General features: G+C 72.1%; 17 protein-coding genes. 11 read left to right on the top strand and 6 right to left on the bottom strand.

The window, feature by feature from the left end; genetic code table 11:
* Positions 1-7: 7 nt before the first annotated feature.
* The 3 genes from VM889_07205 to VM889_07195 all read right to left on the bottom strand — a co-directional run bounded on the left by VM889_07205 (position 8) and on the right by VM889_07195 (position 3930).
* Positions 8-1669 carry a hypothetical protein gene (locus VM889_07205; protein ID HVL48326.1) on the bottom strand — a complete coding sequence of 554 codons (1662 nt, stop codon included), beginning with the start codon at positions 1667-1669 and terminating at the stop codon, positions 8-10.
* Between the two features lie 58 nt (positions 1670-1727).
* Complete coding sequence (locus tag VM889_07200) at positions 1728-3167, bottom strand: ferric reductase-like transmembrane domain-containing protein (GenBank protein HVL48325.1); 1440 nt, start codon at positions 3165-3167, stop codon at positions 1728-1730.
* A 121-nt stretch (positions 3168-3288) separates the two neighbouring features.
* Positions 3289-3930 (bottom strand): PadR family transcriptional regulator, encoded by a 642-nt coding sequence (locus tag VM889_07195; GenBank protein HVL48324.1) that lies wholly within the window; start codon positions 3928-3930, stop codon positions 3289-3291.
* Positions 3931-4147: 217 nt separating this feature from the next.
* On the opposite strand from VM889_07195, the gene VM889_07190 reads away from it, so the two are divergent.
* From VM889_07190 to VM889_07155, 8 genes are all read left to right on the top strand, one after another.
* Positions 4148-4381, top strand: coding sequence for a hypothetical protein (locus VM889_07190; protein HVL48323.1), 234 nt, complete (start codon positions 4148-4150; stop codon positions 4379-4381).
* A gap of 74 nt (positions 4382-4455) precedes the next feature.
* Entirely contained in the window at positions 4456-4632 is a 177-nt protein-coding gene (locus tag VM889_07185; protein ID HVL48322.1) for a hypothetical protein, read from the top strand.
* Between the two features lie 87 nt (positions 4633-4719).
* Entirely contained in the window at positions 4720-5391 is a 672-nt protein-coding gene (rpe, locus tag VM889_07180; protein HVL48321.1) for a ribulose-phosphate 3-epimerase, read from the top strand.
* A 135-nt stretch (positions 5392-5526) separates the two neighbouring features.
* A complete protein-coding gene (locus tag VM889_07175; protein HVL48320.1) occupies positions 5527-6426 on the top strand; it encodes a CPBP family intramembrane glutamic endopeptidase in 900 nt (299 codons plus the stop codon).
* Positions 6427-6489: 63 nt separating this feature from the next.
* Entirely contained in the window at positions 6490-7590 is a 1101-nt protein-coding gene (locus tag VM889_07170; GenBank protein HVL48319.1) for a CofH family radical SAM protein, read from the top strand.
* The gene (locus tag VM889_07165; GenBank protein HVL48318.1) at positions 7587-8426 is read left to right on the top strand and encodes a menaquinone biosynthesis protein; all 840 of its coding nucleotides are present in this window, start codon (positions 7587-7589) and stop codon (positions 8424-8426) included. The genes VM889_07170 and VM889_07165 overlap by 4 nt, the downstream gene beginning before the upstream one ends.
* Complete coding sequence (gene mqnC, locus VM889_07160) at positions 8423-9607, top strand: cyclic dehypoxanthinyl futalosine synthase (GenBank protein ID HVL48317.1); 1185 nt, start codon at positions 8423-8425, stop codon at positions 9605-9607. The genes VM889_07165 and mqnC overlap by 4 nt, the downstream gene beginning before the upstream one ends.
* A gap of 62 nt (positions 9608-9669) precedes the next feature.
* Positions 9670-9795 carry a hypothetical protein gene (locus VM889_07155; protein ID HVL48316.1) on the top strand — a complete coding sequence of 42 codons (126 nt, stop codon included), beginning with the start codon at positions 9670-9672 and terminating at the stop codon, positions 9793-9795.
* Here the strand turns inward: VM889_07155 and VM889_07150 are convergent.
* Positions 9792-10697: a UbiA-like polyprenyltransferase gene (locus VM889_07150; protein HVL48315.1), complete on the bottom strand. Its 906-nt coding sequence runs from the start codon at positions 10695-10697 to the stop codon at positions 9792-9794. The two genes, VM889_07155 and VM889_07150, sit on opposite strands and share 4 nt — an antisense overlap.
* Positions 10698-10782: 85 nt before the next feature.
* Between VM889_07150 and VM889_07145 the strand changes: the two genes are divergently transcribed.
* Complete coding sequence (locus VM889_07145; protein ID HVL48314.1) at positions 10783-11214, top strand: hypothetical protein; 432 nt, start codon at positions 10783-10785, stop codon at positions 11212-11214.
* On the opposite strand, the gene VM889_07140 is transcribed toward VM889_07145, so the two are convergent.
* Complete coding sequence (locus tag VM889_07140; GenBank protein ID HVL48313.1) at positions 11215-13056, bottom strand: menaquinone biosynthesis decarboxylase; 1842 nt, start codon at positions 13054-13056, stop codon at positions 11215-11217.
* A gap of 88 nt (positions 13057-13144) precedes the next feature.
* Between VM889_07140 and VM889_07135 the strand changes: the two genes are divergently transcribed.
* Together VM889_07135 and VM889_07130 are read left to right on the top strand one after the other, a co-directional pair.
* Positions 13145-13981 carry an MqnA/MqnD/SBP family protein gene (locus tag VM889_07135; protein HVL48312.1) on the top strand — a complete coding sequence of 279 codons (837 nt, stop codon included), beginning with the start codon at positions 13145-13147 and terminating at the stop codon, positions 13979-13981.
* A gap of 108 nt (positions 13982-14089) precedes the next feature.
* The gene (locus VM889_07130; GenBank protein ID HVL48311.1) at positions 14090-15430 is read left to right on the top strand and encodes a hypothetical protein; all 1341 of its coding nucleotides are present in this window, start codon (positions 14090-14092) and stop codon (positions 15428-15430) included.
* Here VM889_07130 and VM889_07125 read toward each other — a convergent pair whose 3' ends face one another.
* Positions 15431-17194, bottom strand: coding sequence for a hypothetical protein (locus tag VM889_07125; protein ID HVL48310.1), 1764 nt, complete (start codon positions 17192-17194; stop codon positions 15431-15433).
* Positions 17195-17231: the final 37 nt, after the last annotated feature.

Raw genomic sequence — 17231 nt, 5'->3', positions numbered from 1 at the left:
CGTCTCGTTAAACCTGCGGCCGTGGCTTGAAGCCCGCAAGCCACTCCGTGGGCGGCGCGCCGCGGGCGACGCTCGCCCAGAAGCGCTCCGCCGTGGGCGCCGTCTCGGTTGCGCCGGACCCGGCCGCAACAAGGACGGCCGCGCGCGGCGCGTCCCAGGGAAGCGACGGGCGCGGGGCCCACGGGAGGGTCCAGCGCGTCTCGGGCGGCGTCGCTTCGCCGAAGAGGTCGCCGAGGCGCTCGGCGCGCGCGGCGGGGAACTGGACGCGGCGCACCGGGTGGGGTCGGCGCGCGGGGCCGAGGAGGGTGACGAGCGTCTCGGCCGCGGGTTCCGGGAAGCGCACGCGCGGCGTCGCGAGCGCGGGCTTCGCGGCGCCGTAGAGCGCGACGAGCGCCTCCGGCGCGGGCGGCGGGCGGGCGCGCGGGGGCGGCGACGCGGCCCCGAGGAGCGCGACGAGCGCGGCGGGCTCGCTCGCGAAGCGCGGCCCGGGCTGCGGGCGCTTCGCTTCGCCGAAAAGCGCAAGGACGACGTCGGGCGCGGCCGCGAGCGCGCGCACGCGGCGCGGCGGGAGGCGCGCCTCGCCGACGAGCGCGACGAGCGCGTCGTAGGCGGGCGGCGGCGCGGCGGGGCGCGCGGGCGGCGCGGCCTCGCCGAGAAGCGTCGCGATCGCGGCGTCGTCGGGCTCAAAGGCGACGGCGACGGGCGCGGCCGCGACGCGGGGTTCGGGCGCCACGGGCGCGGGAACCGTTTCGGGCTCGGTGGCGCCGACCGCGGGCGCGTCCATTCCGAGCGGGGCGAGCGCGACGGGCGGCTCGCCGGCCTCGAGCGCTTCGACGAGCGCGAGCGTCTCGGCGGGGTCGAACGCGCGGTCGGGGAAGTCGGGCAGCGCTTCGAGGACGGGCGCGGCGCCCGTCTCGAAGAGGACCTCGGCGAGCGTGGGCGCGGGCGCGTCCGCGTCGTCGTCGGCGACGTCGTCCGCCGCCGCGACGCCCGCGAGCGCGGCGTCGGCGACCTCCTCCCAGGGGGTCGTGTGCACGAGGTCGCCGAGCGCGGCGACGGCGTCGACGGGCGCGGCCGCGACGGCCGGGGGCGCGTCGAAGACAGCTTCCGAGACGAGCGTGAAGGGCTCCGCGGCCTCGAGAACGGCAGGCGTCTCGAACGCGGGCTCCGGGATGAGCTCCGGCATCGGCGCCGGCGCGGCTTCGGCCGCGTCCGGGACGGGCGCGAGGAGCGGCATGGGCTCGACCGCGGCAAAAAGCGGGATGGGCTCGGGCAGGTCCGCGGGCTCGATCGTGAACTCCTCCGCCGGGTGCACGGCGACGTTCGCGGCGAGGGCCGCGTCGAGCGCGGCCGCGGCGCGGGCGGCGGCGCCGAGGGGCGAGAGGTCAAAGGCCTCGACCGGTTCCTCGGGAATATCGAAGAGGCGCACGCCGAAGCGGTCGGCCCAGCGGCGGGCGTCGCCCTGGATGGCCCCGGCGAGGCCGGGCGCGACGCCCGTGGAGAGGGCGCGCACGTAGGCGTCGACGACGGCGGTGGCGGTGATGGGGGCGTCGAGGAGGCGGACGGCGACGCGCCGGCCGGACTCGGTCACGAGAAGGTCCCCGTCGGCGAGGCGCTCGACGGTGGCGCCCGAGTCCCCAAGGTGGCGGACGAAAGTCTCCGCTCGCATGTGCATCCCACCTCAGGGACGAACGGAGTCCGCCTTCAAGGTGTCGATGTGGTTCGCGTCAGTTCGCGCCGCTCACCCCGAACATCTCGCGGATGCCCGCGAAGTGCGTGCCGTCGAGCACGAGGTGCGCGAGCACGAACACGACGACGGCGACGCCGAGCGCGAAGTGCACGTAGCGCCAGCGCTCGAAGCCCCATCGCGCGACGAACGACTTCTGCATCGCGCCCGTGACGCCGAGGCCGATCATCGCGGCGAGCGCGAGGCCGCCCCAGAGGGCGCCATGGCTCCAGTTCCAGAACTGCTCGACGAGGAAGAGCAGCATGTGGATGGAGGCGACGCCGAGGAGGCTGAAGCTCGTCGCGTTGTGCCAGAGGACGCGACGGCGGGGGCCGAGGACGCGGTTGAAGACGGAGACGCTTCCAGGCCCGAAGGTGCCGCCGAAGACGAGCGCCGGAATGAGGAGGATGGAGCCCGCGAAGCCGAGGGCCTGGCCCCAGGAGCGGAGCACGGGTCCGGCGTCGCGCGTGACGCCGATCCTCACCTGGGTGCCGACGAGGCGCTCCTTGCCGATCGCGAAGGTGAGCGTGTCCCACTTCGTGAAGTTCCCGTAATCTTCCGCGTTGGGGTCGCTGTGGAGGTTGTGCGCGACGCCCATGCCGCCGTAGATGAGGTTCACGGTCGAGGTCGCGTTCGAGGCCTTGAGCTGGAACCGGAAGGTCGCGGACCCCCCGGGCGGAATCTCGCTCGGCCCTTTCACGACCTGCATCGGGACGCGGCTCGCGTTGTAGTAGACGCCCGTCGTCAGATCGAACTTGCCCTCCGGGGGAAGGCCGCGGAAGTACACGACCGCGGTCCACGACCCCGTGCCGCCCGCAAGCACGTCGGCCTGGGTGAGCTTCAGCGCGTCGTGCGTGTTGCCGCGCGTCGCGGTCGTCGTCGGGCCCTGACCCTTGAGCTTGCGCGCGCCGGGCGAATCGATGACGGCCCCGTCGGGCGTCTTGATCCCGACGAAGAAGTTGTTGTTCGAGAGGGCGCCCGGCTCGCCGACGACCGCGAGGGTGATCTCGGTCGCGTTCTCCTCGACCTCCAGGGGGAATGTCTTCTCGGTGACGCGTTGGGGGTCGGCCGCGACGACGCCCGGGATGCGGTGGATGACGGGGTCCTTCTCGCCGAGGAAGGAGATGCCCTCGGCGCGGCTCACGTTCACGAGCGCGCGCGGCTCGAGCAGCGTGTGCAGCCAGGGGTTGACGAGCGTGATGTTGAAGGTGAAGACGCCGCCCGCGGGCACCTCGATGAGGGGCTCGGGGACGAGGTCCATGCTGCGGAAGCCCTCCTCGCGGTGGTGGCCGTAGCACTGCGCGTCCGAGACTTCGCCCGCGGGGTCGCGGAACGCCTTCGAGGCGTTGAGGGCCCCGAGCGCGGGCGAGGCGAGGAAGCCGACGGCGACGACGGAGAAGACGAGCATCGCGACAAGACGGCCGCGGCGGGTCGACCTCACGGACGCGCTACCGGGAGGCCGCACTAAAAGGCTGTCGGGCGCGTCGTGAAACGATGGTTCGGCAGGCCTGGGTCTTCCGAGGTCAGGAGGAACGATGCCCCGGGGCGCGGCGCGCGAACCGTCAGCGGCCGTCGGCGCCAAGCGCGAGCGCGTCGAGCGCCTTCGCGCCCTTGTAGACGGGACACAAGGGGCAGTAGTCGTAGGCGCCCATGGGGCACCCGGTGAGGACGAGCGCGAGGCGCCCCGTCCGGGGTTCGCGCTCGACGGCGACGCGCGCGGTCGCGCAAGGGTAGGGGGCCCCCGCGGGCGGCGGGCCGTCGACGGCGACGCGCGCGGCGGAGGCGGCGGGGACCGCGGTCGCGGGCGGCGCGGTCGGAAGCGACGCGGTCGACGGCGTGGACGCGGGCGCGGCCTGAACGGGCGGGGCAGCTTCCGGCGGCGGAGCCACGCTCCAGAGGCGACCGAGCGCGTCGCGGAACGGGCGCGGCATGCGCCGGTACTCGCCGAGCGCCTCGACGCCGAGCTCGGTGATCTCGTACCGCGTGCGGCCGCGCGTGTCCTCCGGGTCCTCGACCGCGCGCACGAGGCCCTCGCTTTCGAGCCTTTGGAGAAGCGGGTAGATGCGGTTGCGGTTCGGCTCCTCGCCGAAGATCTCCTCCATCTCCTTGAGGAGGGCATACCCGTGCTTCGGGGCGGAGGACAGGCTGTCGAGGACGAACGCCTCGAGAAGGCCCCGCATGACCTTCGGGCCGACCTCCGCCATGTTCCCGGCTTGGTAGGTCCAGAATTTATACCTTCTCTCCCCACGCGGGTGACACATATTCAAGTCTCCCCTGGAGGCCGTTGAGAACTGGAACAAGACCCGTCCTCTCAGTTACAACAGGTCAAATCTTGGGGTGAATGAGAACGTCCAAATAGCCACGATGTTATAGAACGGTCCCCAACCGCTTCGCGGATGGGGAACAAGGGAAGGGTAGGCAATGACTGAACTGGAACAGGGCGATGCGGGCCGCATCGTGGACGCCAAGGAGATCAAGGTGAAGATCCCCGTGGACTACCACATCAAGCTCCACACGCTCAAGGTTCTCAAGGGCCAGAGCATCAGCGACACCGTCGAGATCGCCCTCCAGAAGTACTTCAAGGACTTCGGCGAGAACGAGGGACGCGACTACCAGGCCGTGGCGGAGCGCGCCCTGCGCGTGTTCCAGTCGTGAGTTCCCGTCCCGAACACGTGAACTAACCCATCCGCTTATCCTCGCCGCGGTCGCATCGGCCGAGCGGGAGAAGCATGGGATTCTCGACCACCATCACCGTTCCGACGAAGGACGTCAAGCAGTTCATGAACGTGCTCGCGCACGCGGGCGCGGTCGTCCTCGACACGGGCGAGCGGATCCACACGGACGAAGGCGTCTCCGCGGAGGCGTACCTCAACGTCCTGTTCCTGCCGCGCGAGTCTTCGAACTGAGCCTCCGGGCCCGCGCGGCGTCGTACGGCCGCCGCGCGCCGCGCAAGGGGCGAAGCCATAACTAGCGGACGGGCGATGGCCGGGTCGATGACCCCGGCCCCACGCCCGGTCAAGGTCGCCCCGTCGATCCTCGCCGCCGACTTCGGACGCCTCGCCGAGGACGTCCGGCGCGCGGACGCGGGCGGCGCGGACTGGATCCACGTCGACGTCATGGACGGCCGCTTCGTGCCGAACATCTCGTTCGGGGCCCCCGTCATGGCCGCGGTCCGGAAGGCGACCGCGAAGCCGTTCGACGTCCACCTCATGATCCTCGAGCCCGAGCGCTACCTCGCGGACTTCGCGAAGGCGGGGGCCCAGATCATCACCGTGCACCAGGAGGCCTGCCCGCACCTCCACCGCACGATCCAGATGATCCACGACCTCGGCTGCAAGGCGGGCGTCGCGCTCAACCCGTCCACGAGCCTCTCGACGGTCGAGGACGTGGTCGGCGATCTCGACCTCCTCCTCGTCATGACCGTGAATCCGGGGTTCGGGGGCCAGAAGTTCATCGCCTCCATGCTCCCGAAGATCGAGCGCGCCCGCGCCCTGCTCGATCGCGCCGGGAGCGGCGCCGAGCTCGAGGTGGACGGCGGCGTCACGGCCGAAAACGCGCCGCTTGCCCGCAAGGCGGGGGCGACCGCGCTCGTCGCCGGGTCGAGCGTCTACGGGAACAAGGGCGACCTCGCGCCCGTCATCCGGGCGATCCGCGGCGACGGGTGAGCGCGCACGCCCGACCTCACCTACTGGCAATATCAGGCGGCGCTCGTCACGCTCGCGTGGATCGGCGGGTTCCTCCCGCTCTTCCTCGGCTGGCGCAGGGAATGGCGCTGGAGCCAGGCCGTCGGCCTCGCGCTCGTGCTCTCGCCCTTCATCCGGATGGCGCTCAACGTCTACGAGACGATCGACCTCCTCTTCCGGTACACGGTCCTCCAGCCCATCCCCGAGCAAGTCCTCTGGGCGAGCGCGTGGCGGCACTATGTCGACTACCTCGTCATCCCCGCCCTCGGCCTCCTCCTCGTCGCGAACCGGTTCCCGTTCGTGCAGACGCGCGACGCCCGGGCGAGCCTCGCGGCGTGGGGCGCGGCGCTTCGCGAGCAGGGCCTCCGGTGGCGCTTCGGCGCGGTCCACGACACCGCGAACGGCCTCGCCCTCTTCCTCGTCCTTCTCGTCGCCTACATCGGCTCCCTCATGGTGGTGCTGAACGCGCTCAAGGGCGTCGACCAGGGCGACGAGACGCGGGTGTTCGAGAACCTCACGCCGCCCCTCATCCTCGTCCTCGCGCTCGCCGCGGGCCTCACCGAGGAGTTCGTGTTCCGCGGCATCCTCATGAACGCGCTTGCGCGCTGGATGCCGCTCGGACTCGCCGTGACGCTCCAGGCCGCGTTCTTCGGCCTCGTCCACGCCGGGTACGGAACGATCAGCCACGTCGTCGGGCCTTTCGTCTTCGGCCTCGCGATGGCGTGGGTGACGCTGCGGCTCGGCCTCGTCCCCGCCATCATCCTCCACACGAACGTGGACGTCCTCGCCTTCAGCCTGCACGTCGTCGGGAAGAAGCCGGAGGTCCTCTGGTTCGTCATCCTGCTCGTCGTCCTCAACGTCGCCGCCGCCTTCGTCGTGCGGGGCGACCCGTACCGGGCCCTCCTCGGCCGCCCCACGAAGCGCCTCGCGGACCGCGAGGCGCCGCCCGTCGCCGCCCCCGGGACCATCACCGTCGCGGGCGACCGCGAGGCGGTCCTCGTGCCCTTCGACGGCTGACCCCCGGAATTCCGTGGATCGCGGTCGGCAAGGCTTAAGGCGGCCGTTCCCTTCCGCGTGCCCATGAGCCAGGCCCTCGACCAGGCGGCGCGGCGCCTCGAGCGCCGCGAGCGCCTCCCGGACGACGAGGCCGAGGCCCTCTTTGCGGAGCGCGACGTCCTCGCCCTCGGCGCGCTCGCGGACCGCGTCCGTCGCGCGCGGCACGGCGACCGCGTCTACTACCGCGACGACCTCAACCTCAACCACACGAACGTGTGCGCCGCGGACTGCGGCTTCTGCGCGTTCTACCGCAAGCCCGGCGAGAAGGGCGCCTACGTGCTCTCGCTTTCGGACATCGAGGCGAAGGCGCGCGCGGCCGTCGAGGCCGGCATCACCGAGTTCCACGTCGTGGGCGGCATGACGCCCGAGTGCGACCTCGAATACCTCGAGGCCATGTTCCGCGCGCTCAAGCGCGTCGCGCCCGAGGTCGAGATCCAGGGCATGACGGGCGTGGAGGTCGACTTCCTCGCGAAGCTCGAGAAGCTTTCGATCGAGGCGACGCTGAAGCGCCTCGTCGCGGCGGGCCTCGATTCGATCCCCGGCGGCGGCGCGGAGGTCTTCCACCCGGAGGCGCGCAAGCGCATGATGGCGACGAAGATCGCGGGCGACCGCTTCCTCGAGGTCCACGAGACGGCGCACCGTCTCGGGATCCCCACGAACGTCTCCATCCTCTACGGCCACGTCGAGACGCCCGCGGAGCGCATCGACCACCTTCGCCGCATCCGCGAGCTGCAGGACAAGACGGGCGGCTTCCGCGCCTTCACCGCGCTCCGGTGGAATCCCGAGAACACGGCGCTCCACGCGAAGACGGGCGCGCCGGGGTCGACCGCGTTCGACGACCTGCGCATGGTCGCGATCGCGCGCCTCTACCTCGACAACGTCGACCACGTCAAGCTCCCGTGGATCACGATCGGGAAGCCGATGGCGCAGGTCGCGTTGAACTGGGGCGTCGACGACATCGGCGGCTCCGCGTTCGAGGAGCGCATCCTCGACGCGGCCGGCGCGCGCACGTGGGCGCTCGTCAGGAACTCGGACGTCCCGCGCTACATCCGCGAGGCCGGCTTCGAGCCCGTCTACGCCTATGGTTCGTACCGGACGATCCGCCGCGAGGAGGCGGTCGCGTGACGCGCCTCGGCATGATCGACTTCCTGAACTCGCGGCCCGTGTACCACGCGCTCGTGGCGGGCCACGTTCCGCGACCCGTGGGACTCGAGCTCGTGCGGGGCCCGCCCGCGGCGCTCAACCGCGCGCTCGTCGAAGGCGCCGTGGACGTCGCGAGCGTTTCGAGCGTGCATTACGCGCGCCACGCGGACGACCTCGTGCTTCTTCCCGGCCTCTCGATCAACAGCACGGGCTTCGTGCACTCCGTGAACCTCGTCTACCGCGGAAGCCGCGAGACGCTCCGCGGAGGCCGCATCGCCGTCACCGACGAGTCCGCGACGAGCGAGGTGCTCCTGCGCATCCTCCTTCGCGAGTCGCTCAAGGTCGACGCGACGCCGTTCCAGACGACGGTCGACCCGGAGGAGATTGGCGTGTCGGTCGAGGGCGCGCTCCTCATCGGCGACCAGGCCCTCCGCGCCGCGCTCGCCTACCCGCACCTCGGGCGGACGGACCTCGGCGACGCCTGGACCGCGCTCACGGGAACGCCCATGGTGTTCGGCCTCTGGTGCGCGCGCCGATCGTGGGCCGAGGCGAATCCCGCCGCCTTCCGCGAGGTGCGCGACGCGCTCGTCGCCTCGAAGGCGTGGGGCGACGCGAACCGCTTCGCGATCGTCGAGGCCGCGCGACGCGACCTCCAGTTCGCCTACTCGCGCGCCTTTCTCAGCGCGTACTTCCGCGACCTGCGCTACGACCTCGGCGCGAAGGAATCCGCGGGCCTCGCCGCGTTCTTCGAGCGCGCGCACGCGATCGGCGCGATCCCTCGCCCGCCGCGCGTCGTCGTCCCGGAGGCCGCGCCGTGACGGCGATCGCGCGCGTGCTCGGCGAGGTCGCGCGCGGCGAGCGGCGGCTCACCGACGCGGAGGCCGCGGAGGCGTGGCGCGCCCCCTTCCACGTGCTCGCCCGCGCCGCGAACGCCGCGCGCGAGCGCGTGACGGACCCGCGCGTCGTCACGTACGTCTGCGACCGCAACATCAACTACACGAACGTCTGCAACGCGTTCTGCAGCTTCTGCGCGTTCTACCGCACCGAGAAGGACAAGGACGCCTACGTCCTCTCGATCGACGAGATCCTCGCGAAGGTCGAGCCCCTCGTGGCGCTCGGCGGCACGCAGGTGCTCCTGCAGGGCGGCCTCAACGAGAAGGCCGCGCTCGGCTACGTCGAGGACGTCTTCCGCGCCGTGAAGGCGCGCTTCCCGACGGTGGACCTCCACAGCCTCACCGCGACGGAGATCGACTTCTTCGCGAAGACGGAAGGCATCACGCACGAGGAGGTCCTCCGCCGCCTCAAGGCCGCGGGCATGCGCTCGCTTCCGGGCGGAGGGATGGAGATCCTCTCGGACCGGGTGCGCGCGCGGGTTTCCCCGCTCAAGTCGCCCGCGGACGTCTACATCGACATCCACCGCACGGCGCACCGCCTCGGGATGCCCACGACCGCGACCATGATGTTCGGCATGGGCGAGGCGCTCGAGGACCGCATCGAGCACTGGCGGCGCGTGCGCGCCCTCCAGGACGAGACGAAGGGCTTCACGGCGTTCATCCCGTGGACGTTCCAATCCGACGGGTCCACCGCGCTCAAGCACCCGACCGCGACCGCGGACGAGTATCTGCGCGTGATCGCGCTCTCGCGCCTCTACCTCGACAACATCGCGCACGTCCAGAGCGGGTGGGTCACGGAAGGCCCGAAGGTCGCCGAGGTCGCCCTCGCGTGCGGCGCGGACGACTGGGGCGGGATCCTCATGGAGGAGAACGTGATCAGCGCCGCGGGCACGCTCTTCGGCATGAACCCGGCCGCGTGCCGGCGCGCGATCCGCGATGCGGGCTACGTCCCCGCGCAGCGCAACACGTACTACGAGATCCTCAAGCGCTTCGACGCGCCGACCGAGGACGAGCGGCCCGTTCCCCCGGGCGACCGCCTCGCGGTGCACCTCGGCGCGGTCGGGAACCGGGGCCGGCCCGCCCGCGTGACGCTCGGCGGACGGTGAGCGGCGAACCTTCGCCGCCCGTTCCAGAGGCCTGAAGCACGACCGCTCCCGGCCCGCGCCCGATGTATCGCTTCGAATGCCGCGCGTGCGGGTCGGCCTGGACGCCCGTGCCGCCGCCCGATCCGGATTCGATCCGCTCGTGCTTCAGGTGCGAGGATCGCGACATCGTCGCGTGGCCCATCCTCTAAAGCCCGAGAAGGAGGCCCGCGAGGACGATCCAGCCGATCCCGGCGTTCACGTTGAAGAACGCCTTGTTGAGCGCGACGGGGTCCTTCGGATCCGCGATGAGGTGCTCGTACGCGAGAAGGCCCGCGACGAGCGCGACCGCGACCCAGTACGGCCACGCGAGCGCGAGCACGAGGCCGGCTCCGGCAAGCGCGAGGACCGTGAGCGCGTGCAGCGCCCTCGCCCACGCGCGCGCGCCCGCGACCCCGAAGCGCGCGGGGATGCTGCGGATGCCGTGAGCCCGGTCGTGCTCGACGTCGAGGAGCGCGTAGACGACGTCGAAGCCCGCGACCCAGAAGAAGGCGGCGAACCCGAAGAAGACGCCGAGCCACGTGGCGTCGAAGCTCCCGGTCACCGCGAGGAAGCCCCCGCCGGGCGCCGAGAAGAAGGCGAGGCCGAGGACGAAATGGCAGGCCCACGTATGGCGCTTCGCGTACGGGTAGGCGAAGAAGAGGCCGACGAGGAGCGGCGCGAGCGCGAGGCAGAGGGGGTTGAGGAGCGCGGCCGAGACCGCGAGGACCGCGAGCGACGCGGCCGCGAGCGTCCACGCCGTCGAGAGGCCCATCGCGCCGGAGGCGAGCGCGCGCGAGGCGGTGCGAGGGTTCGCCGCGTCGATTGCGCGGTCGAGGATGCGGTTGAGCGTCATCGCGAGCGTCCGGGCGGAGACGGCGGCCGCGAGGACGAGCGCGAGGAGGCGCGCGTTCTCCCAGGAGGCTTCGAGGGGCCGTCCGACGGCGACGAGGCCGACCACCATGCCCGCAAGCACGAACGGAAGCGCGAAGAGCGAGTGCTCGATCTTGACGAACTCGAGGATCGTTCCCAGGGACGTCCGTGTCCGGGCGCTCGCGGCGGGGAGAACGGCCACGGCCAGGGGAGGCCGGTCCGTCCCTTGAAACCTCCCCCGGGCCGGGGTCGAAAGGTTCACGTCAGGGCGTGCGAGAACGAGGACCATGGGCGCGCTCGACCCCGAGGCCTTCGACCGCCACGTCCGCATCCAGGGCGACCTCCACCTCGACGCGGCCGAGGGCGTCCAGGTGTCGGCGACGTGCGTCGACGTCGCGGCGCGCGGCTCCTTCCGGTCCCCGGAGGGGCCCATCCACCTCTTCGTCGAGACGAGCCTCGGCGAGGTCCGGCGCCTCGCGAAGGACGGAGGACCCGCGTGGTCGTTCGTCGGCGAGGCCGCGGGCCCCGACGCGGCGACGGCGCGCCTCGCGCTCGCCGCGACCCCCGACCTCATGACGCGGCTCGCGGAGGCGACGCCCGCGCTTGAGGGCGAGCCCCAGGCGCGCGACCTCCTCGCGTCCGCGGGTTGGCTCGAGGCCGCGCTCGCGCTCGCCGCGTACGAGCCCGTCGAGCTCGCGCTCGAGACGTGGGAAGCGTGATCAGACCGGGTCGCGGAAGCGCTCCGGGAGGCCGTACGCGCTCCACCGCGCGGTGACCTTCGCCTTCGTCGCGTCGTCCATCACGACGAGGCCAGGCCACGGGTCGCGGCCGCCCTCCTCGGGCCGCTTGCGCGTCGCGTCGAGGCCCACGCGGGGCCGGTCGCCCCGCGCGCCGGCGCCGTCGCGCCGGAGAACGAGGTCGCGCGCGGGGTCGAGGTTCGCGAGCGCGTGGAAGAGCGCGAGGTACTCGTTCTCGACGGGCACGTCCGCGTCGAGCACGACGACGAGGTCGTCCGTCGCGACACCCGCGTCCCAGAGCCGGTCGAGCGCCGCGCGCGCGGCGCCGGCCTTCTCCTTGCGCACCGCGACGAGGAGGAGTCCCGGCCCGGGCCGGTGGACGGCGACGGCCCCGGGAAGCGTCGCGCGGACGCGCGCCCCTGAGGCGGGCTCGCCCGCGCTTTGCGGCGCCCGCGGCGCCTCCGCGCCCACGGGCCGCGTCGCGTCGAGGCCGAGATGCGACCCGAGGTCGGGGAAGGGCGAGGCGTGGTCGAGCGTGTCCGTCGGCATCTGGTCGAGCACGAGCAGATCGCGGGCGGGGTCGAGGCGCGCGACGGCGCGCAGGAGGGCGGCGCGCGCGTCCGAGATGTCCTCGTCGCCGTCGTAGACGACGAGCACCTTCTCGAGCGCGATCATGCCCGCGCCCCAAAGCGACATCATGGCCTTGCGGGCGTGGCCCGGGTAGGCCTTCTTCACCGAGACGAGCATGAGGTTGTGGAACCCGCCCGCCACCGGCATGCGCATGTCGACGAGCTCCGGGATCTGGAAACGCAGGAGGTGCAGGAACATGCGCTCGGTCGCGCGGCCGATCGCGGCGTCCTCGTGCGGCGGCACGCCGACGACGGTGGACGGATAGATCGCGTCCTTGCGCATCGTGATCGCCGTGACGTGGAATGCGGGGAAGTCGTCCGCGAGCGAGTAGAATCCCGTGTGGTCGCCGAACGGGCCTTCGCGGCGGAAGGGCTCGTTCACGTCGACGTGGCCTTCGAGCACGATTTCCGCGGAGGCAGGGACCTCGAGGTCGTTCGTGACGCACTTCACGATCTCCGTGCGGCGCTTGCGGATGAAGCCCGCAAGGAGCAGCTCGTCGATCCCGGGCGGAAGCGGCGCCGTCGCCGCGTAGATGAGCGCCGGGTCGCCGCCGAGCGCGACCGAGACGGGAAGGCGGTCGAGGCCCATCGCGCGCGCCTTGTCGAGGTGCATGCGGCCGTGCTTGTGGGTCTGCCAGTGCATCCCGGTCGTATTCCTGTCGAACACCTGCATGCGGTACATGCCGATGTTGCGCTCGCCCGTCTCGGGGTCCCTCGTGAACACGAGCGGGAGCGTGACGAAGCGTCCCGCGTCCTCGGGCCAGCACTGCTGGATCGGGAGGCGCGCGAGGTCCACCGCGTCGCCCGTGAGCACGACCTCCTGGCACGCCGCGCGGCGCACGCGCTTCGGCGGCACGCGGAGGAGGCCTTTGTACTTCATCGCGAATCTCCAGGCTTCGCCGAGCGAGCGCGGCGGCCTGGGCTTGAGGAGCGAGGCGGCCTCGACGCCGATCTCCTCGGGCGCGCGCCCGAGCGCGAGCGCCATGCGGCGGTCGGTGCCGAGGGCGTTCAGGAGCACGGGGATCCCGGACCCCTTGGGGCGCTCGAAAAGGAGCGCGGGCCCGCCGCGCTTCACGACGCGGTCGTACACCTCCGTCATCTCGAGGACGGGGTCCACTTCCGCGCGGACGCGGACGAGCTCGCCCTCGGCTTCGAGGGTGTCGATGAACGCGCGGAGGTCCCGGGGGCCGGCCACGCTCCGCGAAGCCCGGTCGGCCCCAAATAGCCTTTCTCGGCGCGGACGATTCCGGGACCTTCAAGGCGGGTCCGGACGTTGCGTCGCCGTGGCCCGGGCCGTCTCGTTCGCGCACAGCCCCGACCCCGACGACGCGTTCATGGCGTGGGCGCTCGCGACCGGGCGCGTCGCCGACCCGGCCGTCGCCGTCTCCGTCGCGGCGCGCGACATCGCGACGCTCAACCAGGAGGCGCTCGCGGGCGCGGGGCCCGACGTGAGCGCCCTTTCCGCCGCCACGTTCCTGCGCGTCGCGGAGCGCTACACGCTTCTGCGCCACGGCGCCTCGTTCGGCGAAGGCTACGGGCCCATCGTCGTCGCGCGCGCCGGCGCGCCCGTCGACTGGAAGGGTCTCGTCGCGATCCCCGGACCCTCGACCACGGCCGCCGTCGCGCTCGCGCTCGCGAAGCCCGGCCTCCGGACCGTCACGCGTCCGTTCGACGCGATCCTCGACGCGGTCCGCGACCAGGAAGCGGACCTCGGCCTCGTCATCCACGAGGGCCAGCTCACCTTCGCGAAGGAGGGCCTCGCGAAGGTCCTCGACCTCGGCGCCTGGTGGCGCGACGAGACGGGCCTCCCCCTCCCGCTCGGCGTCGTCGCCGCGAAGCGTGCGCTCGGCGACGCGCTCGCGCCGGCAAGCCGCGTCCTCAAGGCCTCGATCGAGGCGGGCCTCGCCCACCGCGCCGACGCGCTCCGGCACGCGCGGTCCTTCGGTCGCGGCCTCGACCGCGAGGAGACGGACCGATTCGTCGCGATGTACGTGAACGCGCGCACCCTCGACATGGGCGACGACGGCCTCGAAGCCCTCCGCGCCTTCGCCCGCCGCGCGGCGGAGGCCGGCCTCCTCCCGACGGGCGCCGACCGGTTCTCGGTCGAGCCGCGCGATTGACCCGCGCGGGGCCGGGTACCTGGGCCGTCCCAGGAATTCTTATCCCCTCGCCACGCGCGTCCAACCTGAACGCCTCGTCTGGCTGGCGAGGCAAAGGGTGAGGTTGGCATGAACACTCCAGCGTACGCGCTCGCGCTCGCGGGCCTGCTCCTCGCGAGCCCAACGGCTATGGGCGCCGGCGACTCCCGGTACGACTCCGAACCCGCGCTCGTCTTCCTCGCGCCACGCGAGGACCTTCCGCCGCCGAGCGCGAGGCTTCTTCTCGAAGGCGCCATGGTGGCGGTCCGCATCCACAATCTCGATCGCGTCGAGACCGCCCGCATCGGCGACCTCGACCTGGGCTCGCACGAAATCCGTCGCAGCGACGCCGCCTTCACGTTCGCCTCCGCGCGCGGCGTCGCGGACCGCATGGGCGGCGGCGTCGTCCTTGCGGTCGAGCGCCTCGCGAACGCGGCGCCGTACCGATACGCCTTCGAAGGCGAGGGCGAGCCGCGATTCTCGAGCGCCGCAGACGTGACACCGCGCCACGGCGCATGGCGCGAGCTGCCCCGCGACGCCTTCTCGTCGGACGTGGGAAGCGACCACGTCGTGCTCGACGCCCGGGAGGGCCGCCACGTCGTCGAGGGGACCTTCGCGGTCTATGTCTGGGACGTCGAGTTCAACCTCGCGAACGCGGGCGAGACGCGGGCCGTCAAGACCGGCGTGACCTGGGCCGCCCCCACGCCGCTCTCCTCCGTCGAGCGGTGGACGTGGGCGCGCATCGAAATCGCGGACGGCCGTCTCGTCCTCGACGGTCGCGCCGCGGTCGAGGCGCGCGGCGACGTCTTCACGCTGACCGACGCGACGGGGTCGACGCGCTTCGAGGCTGTCGGGGGACGGCTCGCGGGCGGCCCCGTCGCGTCCGCGGACCGGCGCGACGCGGCCCTCGTCGCACCGGCGGGATCGGGGCACGGGATCGATCTCGGCCTCGTCGCGCTCGCGGTCGCGCTCACCGTGCCGGCGGGCGCCGCCGTCGCGGTCCTCGCGCGGCGCCGCGCTCCGACCCCGGCGCCCGCGTCCACCGCCGACGCCGCGTCGTTCCTCGCGCGCGGCCGCGCCGCGGCCGTCGAGCGCGACTTCGCGACCGCGCTACGATGGTTCGACGCCGCCCTCGCGCTCGCGCCCGACCTCGCCGTCGCGCACCTTTCGCGGGGCCTCGCGCTCGAAGGCGTGGGGCGCGCGGACGAGGCGGCCGAAGCCGTCGCGCGCGCCGCCGCCGCGACGCCGCCCGACGCGTGGGCCCTCTACCACCACGCGCGCCACCTCGCGATGCGCGGCGCGACGGCGGACGCGCTCGCGCGCCTCCAGCTCGCCGCGGGTCTCGACCCCGCGACGGGGGCGCGGGCGCAAACGGAGCCCGCGTTCGAGGCCCTCGCGGACCACCCGATCTTCGCGGCGCTCGGGGGATGATCAGACGAGGGACGCGACGTGGTCGCAGTCCCAGACCTCATCGCGAGCCGGAGCTCCGTCGTCGACATAATCGATCGAGGCGCGCTCCGTGCACATCCTGAACGGGATGCCCGCAGTCCCCTGCGGGAAGAACACTGTCCGCGAGAACGAACTCCAGTAGTGACCCTCCATCGCTGGGTTGGGATCCACGTAGAGGCCGAATGGGCGGTTTCCGGTGACGTGCCAGACCGAGGTGTCGCGATCGACCTGTTCGCGGTTCTGGAGCGACGGGTCGCAGGGGTTGGTGCGCGCCGAATATCGCGTGCCGACGGAGGGAACGCCCACGGTTGTCCCGATCACGACCCCGGCGGGACCCCAATCGCGGTCGGGCGTGAAGAACACGCAGAGGAGGCCTTTCAACGCGCCGTTCTCGTTGATGGCATAGTGCGGCCTGAACTCGCCCCGCGAGCGACCGTAATCGTCCGCGAGGGGCCGGTTGCCGTATTCGTGCGGATCCGGCGTCGAGGCGGTGCCGATGTAGCCGTCCCGGTTGAGATCCTTCCAGGCGCCCGTGAAGATCTCGATGTTCAGCCAGCCCGGCATGTGGGCCTGATCGCTTCCGGGAGATACTCCGACCATGGGCTTGTGCGTCTGCGAGCCGGCGGGGATGAAGTAGCTCGGGATGAGATCCAGCCACCCGCGGTAACCGTCCTGGAACGCGCTCAACCGGCCCGACGCGCTCGACGCGTGCGGACCCGAGGCGTCTGTGGACGTTTCCTGGGGATACTCCGCGAAGAGCGCGCCGAGGGCGGGCCCGGCCGCGCGCTGGCCCTCGGGCGAAAGGGGTAGGGGGGGCACCCAGCAGTTGTTGGGGCAGAGGAGGTTCACCGCGGGCGGCGGAAGCGCGTCGACGAATGGCGCGGCGATTGCGCCGTAGAGGCTAGCGACGGGCGCGGGCGCGACCGCCGGATAGCGGTCGATGTCGGCGAGGCATCGCCCGATATCGCAGAAATATGGGAGGCCGTCCATTTGCGGCACGAATGTTCCGTTCGCGACCGTCGTCACGACGAACGTGCGGAGGATGCTACCGTCGTAAAAGAAGGCGTAGGTGTTGGTGCTGACGAAACCGCGTCGTTCGATGGCGTCGGACCCGGTCGCGCCCGGCGTGTTCGTGTTGTACGTGAAATCAGCCTCGTCCTCGGAAGGCATGACGGCCGCATCCTGCGTCGGATGGTTCCCGGGTTCCACGAACGCTGCGATGGGCACGTGCGGGATGCCGAGCATCTCGTTGTCGGGAGCCGCGCTCTGGCGGTTTCCGGTCGCGCCCGGATAGACGTGGATGCGCACGTCGAGCACCCCGTCGCGGTTCTTGTCCTCCCACACGCCGTACCACGCGGTCCACCATCCGCGGCCCGGATGGATCACGGCGGGAACAGCCCCGCCCGTTCCGCGCTCGGTCGAGAAGCGCTGCATTGACGAGACCGAATACCCCACGTTGCTCCCGTCTGCGTGAAGGGTGGCGGGCGGCGAGTCCGGAAGCCCGTCGCTTGCGAAGAACGCGTCGAGGATGCGGATCCCAGTCACTTCCGCGTCCGGCGTCAGAACCCCCGGCGAGGACCGGCGGAGTTCGAGCGGACATGCGGGAGACGGGGTGGGTCCCTGGAAGGCTTCGACCACGCAGTTCAACTGGCCCTGGGCGTCGAGCTCAGCGCGGTTGGTCTCAAAAGCCTCGACCCGCATCTCGCCGATGCCGGCGGCGAGGGCGAACGGGGCGAAAACGGCCATCGATGCGAAACCTGCGGCGACAAGGACGGACGTGGAG

The sequence above is a fragment of the Candidatus Thermoplasmatota archaeon genome (assembly GCA_035540375.1).
GTDB lineage: Archaea > Thermoplasmatota > SW-10-69-26 > JACQPN01 > JAJPHT01 > DATLGO01.
This window is presented reverse-complemented; position numbering and strand designations above follow the sequence as displayed.